This is a genomic window from Corynebacterium ulcerans (genome assembly GCF_900187135.1).
GTDB lineage: Bacteria > Actinomycetota > Actinomycetes > Mycobacteriales > Mycobacteriaceae > Corynebacterium > Corynebacterium ulcerans.
Genome location: NZ_LT906443.1, coordinates 1,728,090 through 1,743,765 on the forward strand (window position 1 = coordinate 1,728,090; position 15,676 = coordinate 1,743,765).

At 54.6% G+C, this 15,676-nt stretch carries 13 protein-coding genes and 1 tRNA gene; 2 read left to right on the forward strand and 12 right to left on the reverse strand.

What is annotated here, in order from left to right:
• Positions 1 to 4: 4 nt before the first annotated feature.
• From CKV68_RS07745 to CKV68_RS07770, 6 genes are read right to left on the reverse strand one after another with little or no spacing between them, the layout of a single operon-like run.
• Positions 5 to 313, reverse strand: a complete 309-nt coding sequence (locus CKV68_RS07745; RefSeq protein WP_014525244.1) for a Na+/H+ antiporter subunit G — start codon at positions 311 to 313, stop codon at positions 5 to 7.
• Positions 313 to 579, reverse strand: a complete 267-nt coding sequence (locus tag CKV68_RS07750) for a cation:proton antiporter (protein ID WP_014525245.1) — start codon at positions 577 to 579, stop codon at positions 313 to 315. Before CKV68_RS07750 ends, CKV68_RS07745 begins: the two co-directional genes overlap by 1 nt.
• Positions 579 to 998 (reverse strand): monovalent cation/H+ antiporter subunit E, encoded by a 420-nt coding sequence (locus tag CKV68_RS07755; protein WP_014525246.1) that lies wholly within the window; start codon positions 996 to 998, stop codon positions 579 to 581. Before CKV68_RS07755 ends, CKV68_RS07750 begins: the two co-directional genes overlap by 1 nt.
• Positions 998 to 2,536, reverse strand: a complete 1,539-nt coding sequence (locus CKV68_RS07760) for a monovalent cation/H+ antiporter subunit D family protein (RefSeq protein ID WP_014525247.1) — start codon at positions 2,534 to 2,536, stop codon at positions 998 to 1,000. The genes CKV68_RS07755 and CKV68_RS07760 overlap by 1 nt, the downstream gene beginning before the upstream one ends.
• Positions 2,536 to 2,994, reverse strand: a complete 459-nt coding sequence (locus CKV68_RS07765) for a cation:proton antiporter subunit C (protein WP_046095439.1) — start codon at positions 2,992 to 2,994, stop codon at positions 2,536 to 2,538. Before CKV68_RS07765 ends, CKV68_RS07760 begins: the two co-directional genes overlap by 1 nt.
• The gene (locus CKV68_RS07770) at positions 2,995 to 5,985 is read right to left on the reverse strand and encodes a DUF4040 family protein (RefSeq protein WP_095075961.1); all 2,991 of its coding nucleotides are present in this window, start codon (positions 5,983 to 5,985) and stop codon (positions 2,995 to 2,997) included.
• Positions 5,986 to 6,169: 184 nt separating this feature from the next.
• Between CKV68_RS07770 and CKV68_RS07775 the strand changes: the two genes are divergently transcribed.
• Positions 6,170 to 7,603 carry a hypothetical protein gene (locus tag CKV68_RS07775; RefSeq protein ID WP_095075962.1) on the forward strand — a complete coding sequence of 478 codons (1,434 nt, stop codon included), beginning with the start codon at positions 6,170 to 6,172 and terminating at the stop codon, positions 7,601 to 7,603.
• On the opposite strand, the gene CKV68_RS07780 is transcribed toward CKV68_RS07775, so the two are convergent.
• The 5 genes from CKV68_RS07780 to CKV68_RS07805 all read right to left on the reverse strand — a co-directional run bounded on the left by CKV68_RS07780 (position 7,600) and on the right by CKV68_RS07805 (position 12,740).
• Complete coding sequence (locus CKV68_RS07780) at positions 7,600 to 9,018, reverse strand: DUF4185 domain-containing protein (RefSeq protein ID WP_095075963.1); 1,419 nt, start codon at positions 9,016 to 9,018, stop codon at positions 7,600 to 7,602. The two genes, CKV68_RS07775 and CKV68_RS07780, sit on opposite strands and share 4 nt — an antisense overlap.
• 485 nt (positions 9,019 to 9,503) lie before the next feature.
• On the reverse strand, positions 9,504 to 10,331 hold the full coding sequence (locus CKV68_RS07790; protein WP_014835834.1) for an ABC transporter permease: 828 nt from the start codon (positions 10,329 to 10,331) through the stop codon (positions 9,504 to 9,506).
• 3 nt (positions 10,332 to 10,334) lie between these two features.
• Complete coding sequence (locus CKV68_RS07795; RefSeq protein WP_095075965.1) at positions 10,335 to 11,249, reverse strand: ABC transporter ATP-binding protein; 915 nt, start codon at positions 11,247 to 11,249, stop codon at positions 10,335 to 10,337.
• A gap of 365 nt (positions 11,250 to 11,614) precedes the next feature.
• Positions 11,615 to 11,691 (reverse strand) — tRNA-Pro (locus CKV68_RS07800).
• A gap of 107 nt (positions 11,692 to 11,798) precedes the next feature.
• Positions 11,799 to 12,740, reverse strand: coding sequence for a metallophosphoesterase (locus tag CKV68_RS07805; RefSeq protein WP_095075966.1), 942 nt, complete (start codon positions 12,738 to 12,740; stop codon positions 11,799 to 11,801).
• Here CKV68_RS07805 and CKV68_RS07810 point away from each other — a divergent pair.
• Complete coding sequence (locus tag CKV68_RS07810) at positions 12,739 to 13,200, forward strand: GatB/YqeY domain-containing protein (RefSeq protein ID WP_014835837.1); 462 nt, start codon at positions 12,739 to 12,741, stop codon at positions 13,198 to 13,200. The two genes, CKV68_RS07805 and CKV68_RS07810, sit on opposite strands and share 2 nt — an antisense overlap.
• A 19-nt stretch (positions 13,201 to 13,219) precedes the next feature.
• On the opposite strand, the gene CKV68_RS07815 is transcribed toward CKV68_RS07810, so the two are convergent.
• Positions 13,220 to 15,592: a transglycosylase domain-containing protein gene (locus CKV68_RS07815; RefSeq protein WP_014525255.1), complete on the reverse strand. Its 2,373-nt coding sequence runs from the start codon at positions 15,590 to 15,592 to the stop codon at positions 13,220 to 13,222.
• Between the last annotated feature and the right edge of the window lie 84 nt (positions 15,593 to 15,676).

Consider the following 15,676-nt stretch of genomic DNA (forward strand, 5'->3'; position numbering starts at 1 on the left):
TTTTTTAGTCTTGTTGTTCTTTAGCTATCCCGTAGAGGGAACGGCCCATGAGGAAGCTGCCCACGGCTAGGACGATGAGCAAACCAGCGATCGTGATGATGACACGAACCAGGTTTCCCCACCAGAAAGTGCCATTGCCGATGTTATTGATAAGGGAAGCAATCAGGATAAGAGGCAGCGCGATGCTTGTCGCAGTACCCATAAGATTTGCTCGGGTAAGAGCATCCGGGGCGCGGAGCAAAGCGATGAGTGTGGTGATGATCAAAAACGACGCTATGAGAATCAACGCGCTTGCTGCAAAGTCATAAAACATTAGCGACGTCCCTTCGAGATGATGCGCGCTGCCGACATCGTGGGCAAGATGCCACCAACCAACGCAGCGAGCAAGGCGATCTCATAATTGATCTGTGTGTGGTTGACCATGCACCAGATCATGTAGAAGCCGATCATGGAGTAAAACACCATGTCTGAGATCACGGCTCGGGTGAGCTGATCTTTGGTACGGATCATCAGAATAATCGTGGCAATAATGCCTAGTGTGGTGGCAGCCATGCCAATAGAGGAGGCGATGAGAAACATTAGTTGTCCTCCTTAAACACTGGTTTAGGCGAGGGATATTCCCAAGTCGCCTGGTCAAGAACTGCAGCAAAGTCAGGATGTAGACCCTTCACATGAGGCGCAAGAGTCTCTTCCATGTGAGCAAGATCTGCAAGCACAGAACGCGGGTCAGCGCCGGCAACCGCGTGAACAAGAAGATAGCGCTGGCCAGAGGATTCGGCGGAGTCGTCTTCCTCCAACGTGATCGACATGGTTCCCGGAGTGGCCGTGATCGACGCCGCAAAAACCGTAATCTGCCAATCTTTTGTTACTCGCAAGGGATAGCGGACCACACAAGGATCTAAGTTCTTGCTGCCCGTGAGAGTGTCCTTAGTCAGGACCCAACCTGCTATGAGAACTTGGCCAATAAGCCAAAATGTGTACTTGATGGCATGTAGCATTAGCGGCCTCCCTGCAGCGTGGTGTTAGTGGCAACACCTACCGGCGCGTCCTCGCCTTGGTGGAGGACTGCGGTGGAATAGGAGTTGACGTCGAGAAGCGACTCCGATGCGTCGTTTGTAGCAGACACGAGCGGGCCTGCGAACAGGAACATCCCGAAAGAAACAACGATGAGGAAAGCGCCGGGGGCCAAGCGCAACCACGGTACCCGCAGACTTTCGGGGATGCGTTGCGGATTCATCGGAGCGCCCCAATAGACTTCGCGCCAGAGACGCAGCATGGAGAGAAACGCCCCGAAACTAGCCAGGATAATGATCGCGATGACCAGCCATGCCTGCCATGATGCAGAATCTGCGATTCCCAAGATCAGGAAGACCTTGCCCCAGAGCCCAGAAAACGGCGGGAAACCAACAACGGAGAACGCGCCGGCAGCAAAGACCGCAGCCACCCACGGATCCCGATGGGCGATTCCAGAGAGCTTAGACATTTTGTCCGTGCCATAGGTTTCCTCGACCGAGCCAGACGTGAGAATCAGAGAGCCCACAGTGATCATGTGGTGCAAAGCATAGAGAATGCCTGCTGCAATCACGGTCTTGGCGTTGTGAGAGGCAAAGGCAAGGACAACAAGAATCATCGGCATGCCGTTGACCATCTGATACGCCAAAACCCTGCGCATGGCGCTTTCGCCCAAGCCTGAGAAAGCACCCACGATCATGGACAAGATGCAGATCGTGATAATCAGCCAGATCCAGCGGGTATCCAGATCAAAAATCACCACGTAGATGCGCATCAGCATGTACACAGCAACCTTGGTGTGCATGCTAGAGAACAACCCCATCACGCTGGAGGAAGTTGCAGGGTAAGAACGTGGCAGCCATGTATGAACCGGGAAAATGCCCGCTTTGACCACCATGGCCACGACGACGATACCCATGGCTACCGTCACAGGGCCGTTGCCAGCGGCGGCTCCCGCTAGTGCTGCAATGTTTACTGCACCGACAACACCGTAAACAATGGCGACACCGATAAGCAGCAACGTAGAAGTAGCCAGGTTGACCAGTACAAACGTGCGGCCAGCGCTGAGACGTGCCCAGGTGCCGGTCATTGCCATCAGGCCATAGCTCGGAAGCAGCATGACCTCAATGAACACAAAGAAGTTAAAGAGATCGGCGGTGAGCAAAGCGCCCATCACGCCGGTGAGCAGCATGAGCGATAGAGAGGAATAAAAACGCGAGCGAGTCTCACCGACAACAATGGCAAACCAGTTGGATGCAAAGGCCACGACAGAACACGTGATGATCATGATCGCTGAGAAATGATCACCAACAAAGGGGATAGCTACGCCGCCGACGTACTTACCCACAGAGTGCGCGATGGTTCCGTGCTCGGATACGTAGGCAAACAACCACACACCTGCGGCTCCGGTTCCTATCGGCGTGATAAGAGCGAGGGCATCGCGGAGCACGCGCCATGGAGCGATTGCCGCGACCGCGACCAACGCAAGCGGGATACCAACAAACAATGGAAGCACGTAATCCATTAGTGAGCCTCCTTATTATCTGTGTGATCATCCGCGGAGTTCTGTCGCGCGCGGCGGGCGCGTTCGCGTACGAGGTGCGCCTCGTCTTCCGCGAGCTCAGCGTTGGTGGTGGATCGCCCTAGAGTCTGCAATGGCGAATCTTCGTCGGCAACTTCTTCCGGCTCGGTATCGTCGGAGCGGCCTAGGCCAGACAACGTAAGCATGTACGTGGTGGTTGCCATGGCAATAACAATGGCTGTGAGGACAAAGGCCTGAGGGACAGGATCAGCAGCCACGCTGAGATCGGTGATGCTGGGGAAAGGCTCGCCGCGCCACGCTGGTACTCCGATAGCCACAATAATGAGGTTTGCGGCATGGCTAATCAGCGTCATACCGATGACGATGCGCAGCATGCCGCGCTGGAGCACCAGGTACACACCACCGGCGGCAAGGATGGCGATTGTGAGTGCGAGAATCACTTACTTCTCCTCCTTTGCGGTGAATGATGCGGCGTCGAGATGTCGGTCGTTATCTTCTCGGAGAGCCTTGGACGCGAGCTCGGCCTTCTTGGCCAAACGAGCGCGCTCTGGTTCAGAAGGCGGCAGGTGAGGCTCAGCCCCAAAGTCATCCAGGTGGCCCACCTTGGGCAGGGGAGTCAAAGGCGAATCCTCCCGGTTGTAGTTCAGGTTCTCGTAATCCAGACCAGGGCGAAGATAACCGCCCAAAGCGTTGATGGCCATGCTGACCATGCCTAACACAGCAAGGTACACACCGACGTCAAAGATCATGGAGGTGGTCCAGTGCTGCCCGGCCCAGTGCCCGTGAATCGCGTAGAGGAAGGAACCGTGAGTCAGGCCGAGGAAACCTGCAAAGATGGCGGTCAAAATTCCTATGCCCGTGAGATAAATGGGAGTACGTACTGGGAAGATGTGCTTGTCACGAGGGAACGAGAGATAGCTCAGCATCATCGCGGTGCTTGCCACAAGGGCTGCGATGAAACCGCCACCTGGTGCATTATGGCCACGCCAGAAGATCATGACGGACAGCACCACGAGCACAGGTACCAGCGCTTTAAGCAGGACGCGAAGCGGAATCGCGTTGAGATTCGCGCCGCCAAAAGGCGCCGGGTGGGTGTCTTTGGCAAAGGGGTAGCGAGGCATAGACGTAATCACTGCGGCGATTACGATAGCTGCCATACCCAGAACCGAGAGCTCACCCAAGGTATCAAACCCACGGAACTCAACCAGGATGGTGTTCACCACGTTATCGCCACCAGAAATCTTGGGGGCCTCGTTGAGGTACCACATGGCTAGCTCGCTGCGCTCGTGGCGCGACAACAGTACCCAGACCGAGAGGAAAGCGAACAGGCCTACTCCGGTTCCCATCGCAATACCGAGAGCTTTCTGGCTCTTGCGAGGCTTATGGAAGTGACTTGGCTGCTGGCGCACCACCATCATCATGATGACTACGGTCAGTGCCTCAACCATGAACTGCGTCATTGCGACGTCGGGAGCACCGAGCATGAAGACCTGCAGCGTTACACCTGCGCCGACCACGCCGACCAGAACCACACCGCTCAGGCGTTTTTTGGTGCGCACCAGAGCGATCACTCCGAGCAAGACCATGACCAAAGGTATGGCGTCATACCAGCGATCCGTAGAGATGCGGGCAGGCACCGGGATGCCATCCACTCCGCCGCTCACGAGGCCCGGCAGAACGTAGAATGCGCCGAAGATAATAATGGCCAGGAACATATACGCCAGATGACGGGTAGGAGCGATGGAGTCTGCCATCTTGCCCATCGAGCGACCCAGGCGGGAAGAACCTTCATTCATGATCCGGAGTACGTCATTGCCGCTGGCTGGGAATAGCGGACGGCTGCCCAAAGCTGCCCAAATCTGCTTGCGGAAAATAACTCCCACGATTCCCAACACAAACACCACCATGGAGATGATGAACGCAACCGATAGGCCGTGCCACAAGGCAAGATGCGTGTGGGGATCCTCTGCGACTACGTCGACAGCTTCAGAGATAGGGGCATCAAGATAACCCAGGGCAAAAGCTAACGGTAGGGAGAGCGCGCCGGGGAGTGCTGCGGGAAGCCAGAGTGAGACAGGGGCTTCTTTGACGTGCGTCATATCGCGGTCGCCGTCGATAAAGCCATCGGCAACGATGCGCACGGAGTACGTAAAGGTAAAGAGCGCGCCGACGCCTGCCGTGAGCAGGAGGGCTACGATTCCGGCTTTGCCTAGGGGAGCCTCGCTCAAGGCTGCGAGCAGGCCCTCTTTAGACACGAATCCCAGCATCGGAGGCACCGCGGCCATCGAGGCTGCCGCCAGGATGACGGATCCGAAGGTAAACGGTAGCTGCCGCCAGGAAGAGCCCAAACGGGATGCGTCTCGTGTTCCGGTTTGGTGGTCGATGACACCGATGAGCATAAAGAGCGACGACTTAAACAGCGCGTGCGCGAGCGTGTGCACTAGTGCTGCGGCCAAAGCGAAAGGCGTGCCTACGCCGATGGTGGCCACGATCCAACCAAGGTGGGAAACAGTGGAGTATGCGGTGAGCTTTTTCAGATCTGTTTTTTGGATAGCAAAGAATGCCGCCATGACAGCGGTAAGCATGCCTACCGTTATCAGTAGGAGATTCCACGTGTGATTGTTATGGAACACAGCGCTGAAGCGCATTAGCACATAGATGCCGGCCTTCACCACGGCTGCGGCGTGAAGGAACGCAGAAACCGGGGTAGCGGCAGCCATTGCCTCCGGCAACCAGAAGTGGAAGGGGAACTGCGCGGATTTAGTAAACGCGGAGATCGCAACGAGCACGCCGAGCACCGTGGTGAGCACCGGCTTTTCTGACCAGAAGTCAGACACCAGAATCTCATGGATATTAGTGGTTCCCGCTTGGGTGGCGGCGATTGCCATAGACACCAGCAGGGTAAGGCCACCGATAAACGTCAATATCAGTGTGCGTTGCGAGCCTAATTCTCCACCGCTGCCGCCAGACCTGGCGATGAGCATGAAGGAAGCAAGAGAAACGAGCTCCCATGCGATGAAGAGGGTGAAGACGTCGTCGGCAAGCACCAGCATAAGGATGGCAGCCATGAAAGCAGTCATCAGAGTGTAGAAGCTGGTATTCCCCGTTTTTTTGGGGAGATAGGACGCAGAATAGATAAAGACGATGGAGCCGATAACAAGGGCGAGGAGCGCAAAGAAAACGCTGAGGGCATCGGCACGCAAAGCTAACTGTATGTCGATGCCGTGGCCGAGGGCGTCGGGTATCCACGTGTATGTCCAGATGAGAGGACTCTCATCGAGGATGGTAGGGAGTTCTTTACAAAGGAGTCCGGCCGCGATGAGCAGCAGGGCAGCTAAGGGCCACCCCGCCTTTCTATCGCAGGCCCGGACGGCTACAGGCGCGCAGGATACCGTAAAGGCAGCCAGCACGAGAACTAACAATAAGGTCACAGATCACTCACACCCACAGATTCGGGGAATTTTTAGATTTTGGTCAACTTTTTTCACGTTACCAGTGTTTGTTGTGTTTACTATGGTCAGGTGGGGCTTACAGCATAGAAGTTTTGCATGCATATTGGGGCGTTTCGGTGGGTCGTTAACCGAAAAATCAGCTGGCTAAGTACATTTTTATAGTATGAGTCGATTTGCCGTTCGCCACTTCAGCGCAGCTATTCTTCTGGCCGCTCCACTGATCGCCGGCACTGTGTATGCAGTGAGCACTGATTACGATCTTGCCAGTTCCTGGTCTACGGGGGAAGAATCAGCCGGGGCCCCCGCCGTGCATGACGACGCAGCGCTTGTCGACGCCCGCCGCGCCGCTGGTGAAGCAGGCGCCCAAGCAGGATTACTCAAAGGCGGCACCAAACAGCTTGCGGACGGCACCCACAAGCTTGCCGACGGCTCCAAGCAACTCGGCGCAGGAACAACCGCAGCCCGCGACGGCGCCGCCAAGCTTGCCGACGGCATGAATCAACTTCAGGCGGCCACCGGCCAGCTGGGGGACGGTGCGACGGAGATCGCAAACGGCGTAGACCAAGCAGTGGGGCAGCTCTTTGCCCTGGAAGCCGTTCGTGGGCAAATTCTCGGTGCGCTTGATCGAACCATCGGAGACATCGCCAAGAGCAAAGACCCCAAGGCCGCGGAGTTCAAGCCACAACTGGAAGATTTCCGCAGCCAGGTAGACACCTTCCAGGTGGACAAAAACATCACCGACCAGCTGACCAAACTCCGCGATGGCTCCCGAGAGCTTGCCAACCAGCTGCACGTGCCGGGCTATGGCTTCCACGACGGCATCTACTCGGCCACCAAAGGGTCCAAAGAGCTTTCCGCAGGACTTAATGAGCTCGCTGCCGGTGTAGACGAGGCCCTCAAAGGCGTAGAGCAGCTAGATCAGGGTGCTCAAAAAGTCGACGGGATGGCAAAAACAAACCAAGATCGTGTGGGAGCGGTATCCCGAGCTCTGCCTGTTATCCAGGCTGGCACCCCCGAGGCAGAAGAAGCAGGAATAACCAAAACCCTTGCCCCGATGTACGCCTTCCTCATCGCCGCAGGAGTCATGCTTGCTGCCGGTACCTACGGGCGTGGCCGATCATGGGTAGTGAGCCTTGTTGGAGGCATAGCGCTTGCTGCTCTAGGAGGCGCACTCGTAGCGATCCTGGGTGCCGAGCTCGGCGCGGCGGAGGCTGCCGCAGCCGCTGGCATATGTGCCTTGCTTGTCTTAGCATCTGGGCTTGGCACAGCAGTCCTGATCCGTGCGTTTGGTGCTACATGGGGCTATCTTGCCGCACTCGTGGGGATTATCGCACAGGTAGGCATCGTGGGATGGGTGTGGAATTCTGCAGCGACAGCGCAGATCGGCACAACCGCCCAGGCACTGGTGAACCTTATGCCGTTGAACTATCCCACGCTGGCGCTAAGCTCGCTCGGCAACGGGACAAACTCCCCAGCGCTCTGGGTCGCCGTCCTGGTCACTGCTGGTTTAGCAGCCGCCGGGGCAGTATCGCTGAAGCTGCTGGGCAGGCGCGAGTCCTCAGGTGCTCATGCAGCACCCGAGGACATCACCTACTAGTTTTTCTCTGAATCATGCGCGCCGGTAAGGGGTAACACCTCTACCGGCGCGACGCTTTCTAGGATCTCTTGCTCTGGTGTCGCGGCCTTGCCCGGATCCACTGGCGTTACCTCAGAGACCTCGATAACGCTTTGATCTGCCGTGCCTTCGGGGGAAGCGGTGACTGCTTGCGGCGTTGGTTGGGTGTCGGCAAGCTTAGGCGTGACGTTGAAGAACTTATCCAAGCCCTTGACGTTAAACTGCGTGGAGTTATAACGGCTGTTATTTGAGGTATTCCACTGTGACACCACGATATTCATGTCGGCGAGAGTGGAAAAAGGCGTGATATAGCCGCCGTAGAGCTGGGTGAAGTTGTTTTCACTTTGCTTAGCTCCCCAGCCGCCGGTGCCAGCGACCACCACGTGAGCCGGCTTAATATCATCCCAGCTCTGGTCGATTTTTTCGGAGATGCGTACCTCGATGGCCCAGGTCTCTTCATTGAACATGCTGAGTACCCAGTGCCCCTCGATTCGACGCAGGGACATCTCGCCGGCTTTCACCGAGTTGCTGAGGATCGGTGTGAGGGGTGCACCATCGACATGCGTGGACCAGGTGCTTGTAGTGGGGTTATAGTGCTCCCACTGCTGCTCATTGCTGATGTCAGCAGGGCGGAAGCGGGTGAGATAGACGCTGTGTGCGCGGCCAAACTTGGAGGAGACCATGTACACGTATCCGTCGTCGCCGTTTTCCCAGGAGAGAAGGCTGCCGAACTCGTTCATATAACTAGCGGGTATCTCGTTGACGCTAGACCAGGTCTTTCCCTGATCGGTGGACTTCCAGATCTGAGTTTTTATGACGTTGCCCAAACCCTTATGCCACATGGCCTGCATGTAGATTGTTCCGTCGATGTTAATGACGTCCGAGGGGAGGAGCGTCAGGCGGTCTTTGTGCTCGTACTTAATAAGCTGCTCGGCTTTTTCGCCCTCGTTGAGCGGGCGAAGGATCTGTATTTTCCCGTCTTCTCCCAGCTTGGCTACCAATCCGATCGGGCTTTTCCACTCGCCTTGCAGGCCCTCGCCAGTGAAAGAATCCCCGAAGATGATGGCAAATTCTTTACCATCCTTGGCCAGCCGGACCATTTCCCCTAGGTCGCCGGAAAGGATGCCGAACTTATCGGATTTACCGCGTCCAAAGAGATCGTCGAGCATGGTGACCGTGAGCCCCTCGGAGATCCGGTTTGGACGCTGCGGGGCGGGCTTAGCGTCGGGGATCGAGGAGCCGGAAGAGCCGGAGGAACCAGAGGATCCTGAGAATAAAGCGGAAGGCAGTCTCGTGATTGTCCCAAAATCGATGGCGTGTCCGGTGCTTACACCGGTGAACGAGCTAACAGTGATGAGGGCGGCAACCGTCAACGTTTTTCGACGGGTCATTCTCATTGCATGCCTTTCTATATACTTCACGCGAATCAAATGAGCATATCAGTAATAAAGGCTGATATTTTTGTGTGACGGGGAGGGGGTTGTCGTTTTTGAGAACGCTAGCGGGGGTGTGCGGGGTAAAAGCCCAGGTCGATTTTTCTAGCGTTCTCAAAAACGACAAAACCTTGGGGTGCTGAGTTGGGCTGCCTGCATTTCCATAGACAAAGGGGTAGCGTGTGGCCTGATTTTGGGCTTTTGTCTATGGAAATGCAGGGTCTGTCGGTGATAAGGATGGCAGTGTCGGCAGGGCGGTGCGATAGCGCACAGAAAAACAGGCCAGCAATCCATAAGTGGATCACTAGCCTGTTCTTAGTGATCGGGATAACAGGATTTGAGTTAGCTCCAAGCTGGCACTTTTGGCGCTGCTCCACTGTGGTGGTGATAGGTGACAAGTTAGTTGGAATACACCGAGGGATTCGCCAATTATTCTGCGCTACATAGTTCTACTTCAGAATATTTTTCTTAAAAGTAAGAGCACCCAGGAAGAAGAGAAAAGCTGATAATACCAGCAGTAAAATCCAAGAAATTACGACCACCCAGTTGGGTTCCCCAATATAGATTTCCCTAACCGGAGTAGCCACCATGGACAGTGGTGGAATCCAAGAAACTGCTGGAAGCCAACCACTTTCAAAAGAGCCAATTTTGATCAACGGCAAAAACGGGACAAATAGTGTGACAAAAAAGAGGATAAGGATCGGAAGTTGTGCAGCTAAGTAGTCTTCATTTCTTGAAACAATAGCACCTGCTATGCCAAATAAAGCAGTAAAAACAAGGTAGCCAGGAAACATAAACAAGAGCACTATGAATGTTCTTGACCATGGAAAACTCGCAAAATCCGACAATCCAAATAAAATAGAAGAAACTGCTGTAATTCCCCAGAGGGCAGTTAGTTGAAATAGTCCGATAATAACGTGGCCAAATACCTTTCCTAGGTATAGCTCATCGGCACGGATCGAAGAAAGCAGAATCTCAACAACTTTGTTGTCTTTCTCGTCAACCATGGAAGCGCCTAGTAGGGGTGAGCTCATCATGATGGACATTGACAATGCAACCAGCATAAATAACCCCACGACAACACTTACATCGTGTGGATTGAAATCTTTGCCGGAATTAACAACTTGTTTCGAAGAAAAGCCGACTAAGGCAATCGCGCCCAAGGCAACCACAGCAAAAACTATCGAGACTGATTTACTTCTAACGCTAAGAAGTGCCTCTCTTTGGGCCACCAGAAATACAAGAGAATATCGAAAAGAATCGTTTGCAATTATCATTGATCAGGTGTCCTTGCCATAAATGCTTGATAGGGTGTCAAGAAGCGAATTTTTCTCGTATCTCATTTCGCGTATTTCTTCGGGTTTTAATCCACATTGCATTAACTCGCCAACAGAAATCTCCCCGGATTTCAAGATCAATTTCACGCCATCAGTAACAGCCTGAGCCGATTCTATTTTCTCGTTATTCTCAAAAGTGATATCCTCAATTTTTCTATCTTTACTAAGATTCAGCGATATATGGACCAATACTTTATCCTCGGGCGAGGAAATGCCTGATGTGTCTCCGTCATATGAAACTATCCCGTCCTTCATAATGACTACACGATCGGATATTTTCTCTACGATTTCGATCTGATGCGAGCTGAATAATATTGCGGCACCGCTGTCAGCGTATTCCCGTAGAAGATGTTGAAAACGATCAACAGCTAAAGGGTCAAGGCCTGAAAAGGGTTCGTCCAAAACCAACAACTCTGGCGAATGAATTAAAGCAGAAGCAATCTGAATCCGTTGCTTGTTTCCTAGCGACAGTTCCTTAACCTTTGAGTCAGCGAATTGGGATACTTCCAGCTTCTCCAGGAGTTCTTTAATTCGAGGTTTTATCTTCTCTTTTGGAATTCGGTGTAGCCGCGCAAAGTAGTGGAGCTGGTTGACCACAGTCTCATCAGAGTAAAGTCCACGTTCTTCAGGCATATATCCGACGCCTCGAACTGAATCGGGAGCGATTTTCTGCCCCGCAACTAAAACCTGACCCATGTCTGGTTTCATGAGCCCGAGTGCGATTCTCATCGAGGTAGTCTTGCCCCCACCGTTTGAAGCAAGCAGGCCAACTATTTCTCCGCGATCCACGGAAAAATTTACGCCTTTGAGCACCTGTTTTGAGCCGAAACTCTTCTGTACGTTATCGAATTTAAGCAAGCTATGTCCTTGTTTTTGGCTGATTATCGTACGAAAGTAGGGGCCACTGTAGCACGGTAACGATATTCTTTAGACGGTTTTTCGGATCTAGGTATTGGAATGGCCCATACTGGGGTTAAGCGCTGATCATCATTACCGGGGCTGCCGCAATAATCAGTAACAGAGATACGCAAGAAACCATCGCGAAGTGTGAGTTAGTCCAAGCACAACGGTATTTCCCCTAATGAGCTACGCTCACAGCCGAAACGTAGAACATTGGCCTCACAGGAAAGTTAGTGTTGAGTATCGTGAGGGCGTTTTCCGGCTAAGAGTAGAAAAAGGAATAAGCCGGGACATGGTGTGCACCATGTCCCGGCTTATCTCAGTGGTCGGGATAACAGGATTTGAACCTGCGACCTCTTCGTCCCGAACGAAGCGCGCTACCAAGCTGCGCCATATCCCGTCGATACTGGACATACTTTAGTTGATCGACGTGGGAAACAGCAAAACTGCAGATGGTGCGCGAAATGCATTTGCACCGAGTGCACCGTAAGGTGCCAGCAGCTAGCCTTAACGCTTTTCCGTGACGCGGATCAGCGTGGCAGAAGGGCGGCAGAAAAGCCGGATAGGGGCGAATTTAGAAGTGCCCAGACCATTGGAAACGTGCATCCACATGTTTCCAAAAGTGTGCAGTCCCTGCACTCGCTGTGCATCGATCCCACAGTTGGTAACAAGGGCACGGGAGCCAGGCAAACAGACTTGGCCTCCGTGGGTGTGACCGGAGAGGGACAACATGTAGCCGTCGCGCTCAAAGCGCTCTAGTACGCGTGGCTCGGGGGCATGCAGCAGCGCAATGCTGAGGTCTGCGTCCGGGTTCGGTGGGCCGGCTATTTCTTCATAGTCGTCGAGGTCGTGGTGGGGGTCGTCGACACCTGCAACGGCGATGCGCACATGGTTGATTTGGAACTCGTGTCGAGCCTGATTTGCGTCGCGCCACCCGTGCTCTATGAAGGCGGCACGCATTCCTTTCCATGGCAGTGCTACCTCGCTAGGCTTGCGCTTTTTGCCAAAGAGATAGAGGAAGGGGTTGACCATGCTGGGGGCAAAATAGTCGTTGGTACCAAAAACAAAGAGTCCTGGGCGTCGGAGTAGCGGGCCGAGTGCGCGCAGCACTCCGGGCACGCCTTTGGGATCGCTGAGGTTATCTCCCGTGTTCACAACCAGATCTGGGGCCAGCTTGTCCAGCTGTGCTACCCATTCTTGCTTCTTAATCTGGTTGGGGATCATGTGGAGATCGCTGAGGTGCAGGATCCTAAATTCGTCTTCGTCTCTTAAGACTCCAGGTTCTAGGATGGGCAGTTCCACGATTTTGAGCTCAAAGTTAGAGCATTCGCGATATGCCCATGCAAGGGTGAAAAGTCCGGTGAGTCCCAGCACGCCGGTTGCCGTGAGAAGAGTCTTTTTCAATGAAGCCACTCGTACAGCGTACCTGCGAGTAGGCTTAACAACCATGAGTGAACTCAAGATGAAGATCCGTGCAGATTTGACCACCGCTATGAAAGCCCGGGAAAAGGAGCGTACGGGCACGTTGCGTATGCTTTTAGCCGCGATCCAGACAGAGGAGACGAGCGGAACAAAGCACGAGTTGACTGATGAGGATGTGCTCAAGGTCATTGCTCGTGAGATTAAAAAGCGCCGCGAGTCCGCAGAGGTGTACGCCGGAGCGGGCCGACAAGAGCTAGCCGACGCAGAAACTCAGGAGGCAGATATTCTTGCGGAATATCAGCCCGCCCAGCTAGACGACGCTCAACTCGCCGCACTCGTTGCTCAAGCAGTGGAAGAAGTCGCCGCGGAGCATGGCGACGTCACCATGAAGCACATGGGCCAGGTTATGAAGATCGCTACAGCTAAAGCAGCAGGCCAGGCTGATGGCAAGCGCCTGTCCACGGCAGTTCGTGCGGCGCTAGCCTAAGCCCTTTCCAGGGTGGTGACTACCTGCCAAGTAGCTGTTCCAGCAGGTTGGCTAGGTCGTTGCCTCCCTGATTGCGGTTGTCATCGGCGGGGGCTTCGTCTCGTGGTATCAAGGGGCTGGTGGTTCGGCGGGGGGCGGTGCCGTCGGAAAGCACAAGCTTGATGGTGGAGTCGGACTTGAGGGGGACAGGAACCTCGGTGCGGACTACATGGTCCTTGGGGAGGCCATTGCCTGCGGTGTATTCGGTGACAACTTTGTATCCCTTGCCTGTGAGCTCGCGCTTTACGTCGTCGCCGTTGCGGCCGATGTAGGAGCTGCCGAGGTCTTCTGAGGATCCGCGATTGTACTTTGTGTCATAAGCAGGCAGGGTGCCGGTTGCGGCGCGGCCGGCTGCCGTCGCAGCTGAGAACCAGGTGCGGGCGGGTTCGTCGCCGCCGAAGAGAGTGCCTTTTCCACACTGGGAGACCGGTGAGGTACACAGCGGGGACACGGTTGTTCCGTCGTTGTAAATGTAGGCCGCAGACGCAAAGTTGGAGTTAAAGCCGAGGAAAGCGGCCGACTGGTGTGACTCCGTGGTACCTGTCTTGGCGGCTGTTGGGGCACGGAATCCCGCGGCCTTTGCCGCAGCCGCGCCGGTTCCCTTGATGGTGTCCTGGCTCAGGCCGTTGGCCAGCGCATTGGCAATTTCTTTGCTGACAGCTTGCTCACACGCAGGACGCTCTAGGTACACCTCGTTGCCGTTGTGGTCGGTTACTGACTCGATAGGGCTTGGCTCGCACCACATGCCATCGGAAGCCAGGGAAGCCGCAACATTAGAGAGCTCAAGGGCATTGACGGCTGTGGGGCCTAAGGTATAGGAACCCAGATTGTGCTCTTTGAAGTAGTCCGCGATGGAGTTATTTTGGTCAAAAGAACCCTTCTCGGAGTAACTACGCAAGCCCAATGCTACGGAAATATCAACCACATCGCGCACGCCAACCGATTCGATGAGCTGGACAAAGGGGGTATTGGGCGAATACGCCAGAGCATCGCGCAGAGACATCTGTGGAGCGTAGGAACCAGAGTTTTCTACGCAGTAAGTCCCGGGTGCACAGCCTGAGGCGCCGCCGTCGCCAAGCCCCTTGGCCTCATAGCGGCGAGGAACCTGTAGGACAGTGTCCAAACCATAGCCCTGCTTGAGTGCAGCCGCGGCCGTGAAAATCTTGAAGACTGAGCCGGCGCCGGCACCCACCAGCGAGGACGTTTGTGGGAGAACCGTCTGACCTGCGTTGAGATCCAAACCATAATCACGGGAGGACGTCATCGCCAGGATCTTGCGCGAATTAGTGCCGGGTTCAATGATGTTCATAACATCTGCGACTCCCGGGGATTGTGCATTGACCTGGCTGGTGACAGCGTTGTGAGCGGCCGTCTGAGTTTGAGGGTCAAGCGTGGTTTTAATCGTGTAAGAGCCCTTAGTGATCTGCTCGGTGCTGAGGCCTTTTTTGTTGAGGTAATTAAGGACGTGGTCGCAGAAGAACCCGCTATCGCCAGCGGCGATGCAACCATTTGCCAACCCCTGAGGTGCGTCTAGCACACCGAGTGGTTCTGCTTTGGCCACGTCGGCTTCTTCCTGGTTGATGTAGCCGTTCATCACCATGGAATCCAAAACGGTATTGCGGCGCTCAAGAACCGCATCCGCATTGGTAAAGGGGTTGAGGAAGGAGGATGACTGCACCATGCCGGCAAACATCGCAGACTGAGCTAAGGAGAGCTCAGAGGCGGATTTACCAAAGTGAGTCCGTGCTGCCGCCTCGATGCCAAAGGAATTATTTCCAAAGGGCACCAGGTTGAGGTAGCGGGTCAGGATTTCATCTTTGGAGAGCATCTTGTCGATGGTCGAGGCCATCCGCATCTCGCGTAATTTACGTGGGATGGATGTTTCCGTGGCTGCTGCTTGCTCGTCTGCATTGTTCGACGTGACAAGAAGCAGGTAGTTCTTCACGTACTGCTGGTCCAGAGTGGATGCACCCTGTTCAACGCCTCCGGCAAAAAGATTGGCGGCGATTGCGCGCAGATTGCCTTGTAGATCTACGCCTTTATGCTCATAAAAGCGGCGGTCTTCGATAGAGACGATCGCGTCTTTTACCGTCTGTGGGATTGCTTCAGACGGCACAGAATACCTGCGTTGGGTGTATAACCAGGCGATCGGTGAGCCTTGGTTATCTAAAATGGTGGAGACTCCCGGGGCAGACCCATCGGTCAAATCTTGGAGATTGGACTGCATTGTTGCACTAGTGCGTGCAGCTGCAACGCCTGTGATGGCAGCTACGGGGGAGAGCGCTAGGGCGCTGGCAGCCCCTGCTGCTACAGCAGCGGCGACGATCCTGGTGAGTGAATTCCACTTTGACACCCCTTTACCCTAGCTAAGCAACCGTTGTAGGGGGAAGTAGGAAATATCCCCACAAAGTGTGATGCATTCGACTTATGCAACTTT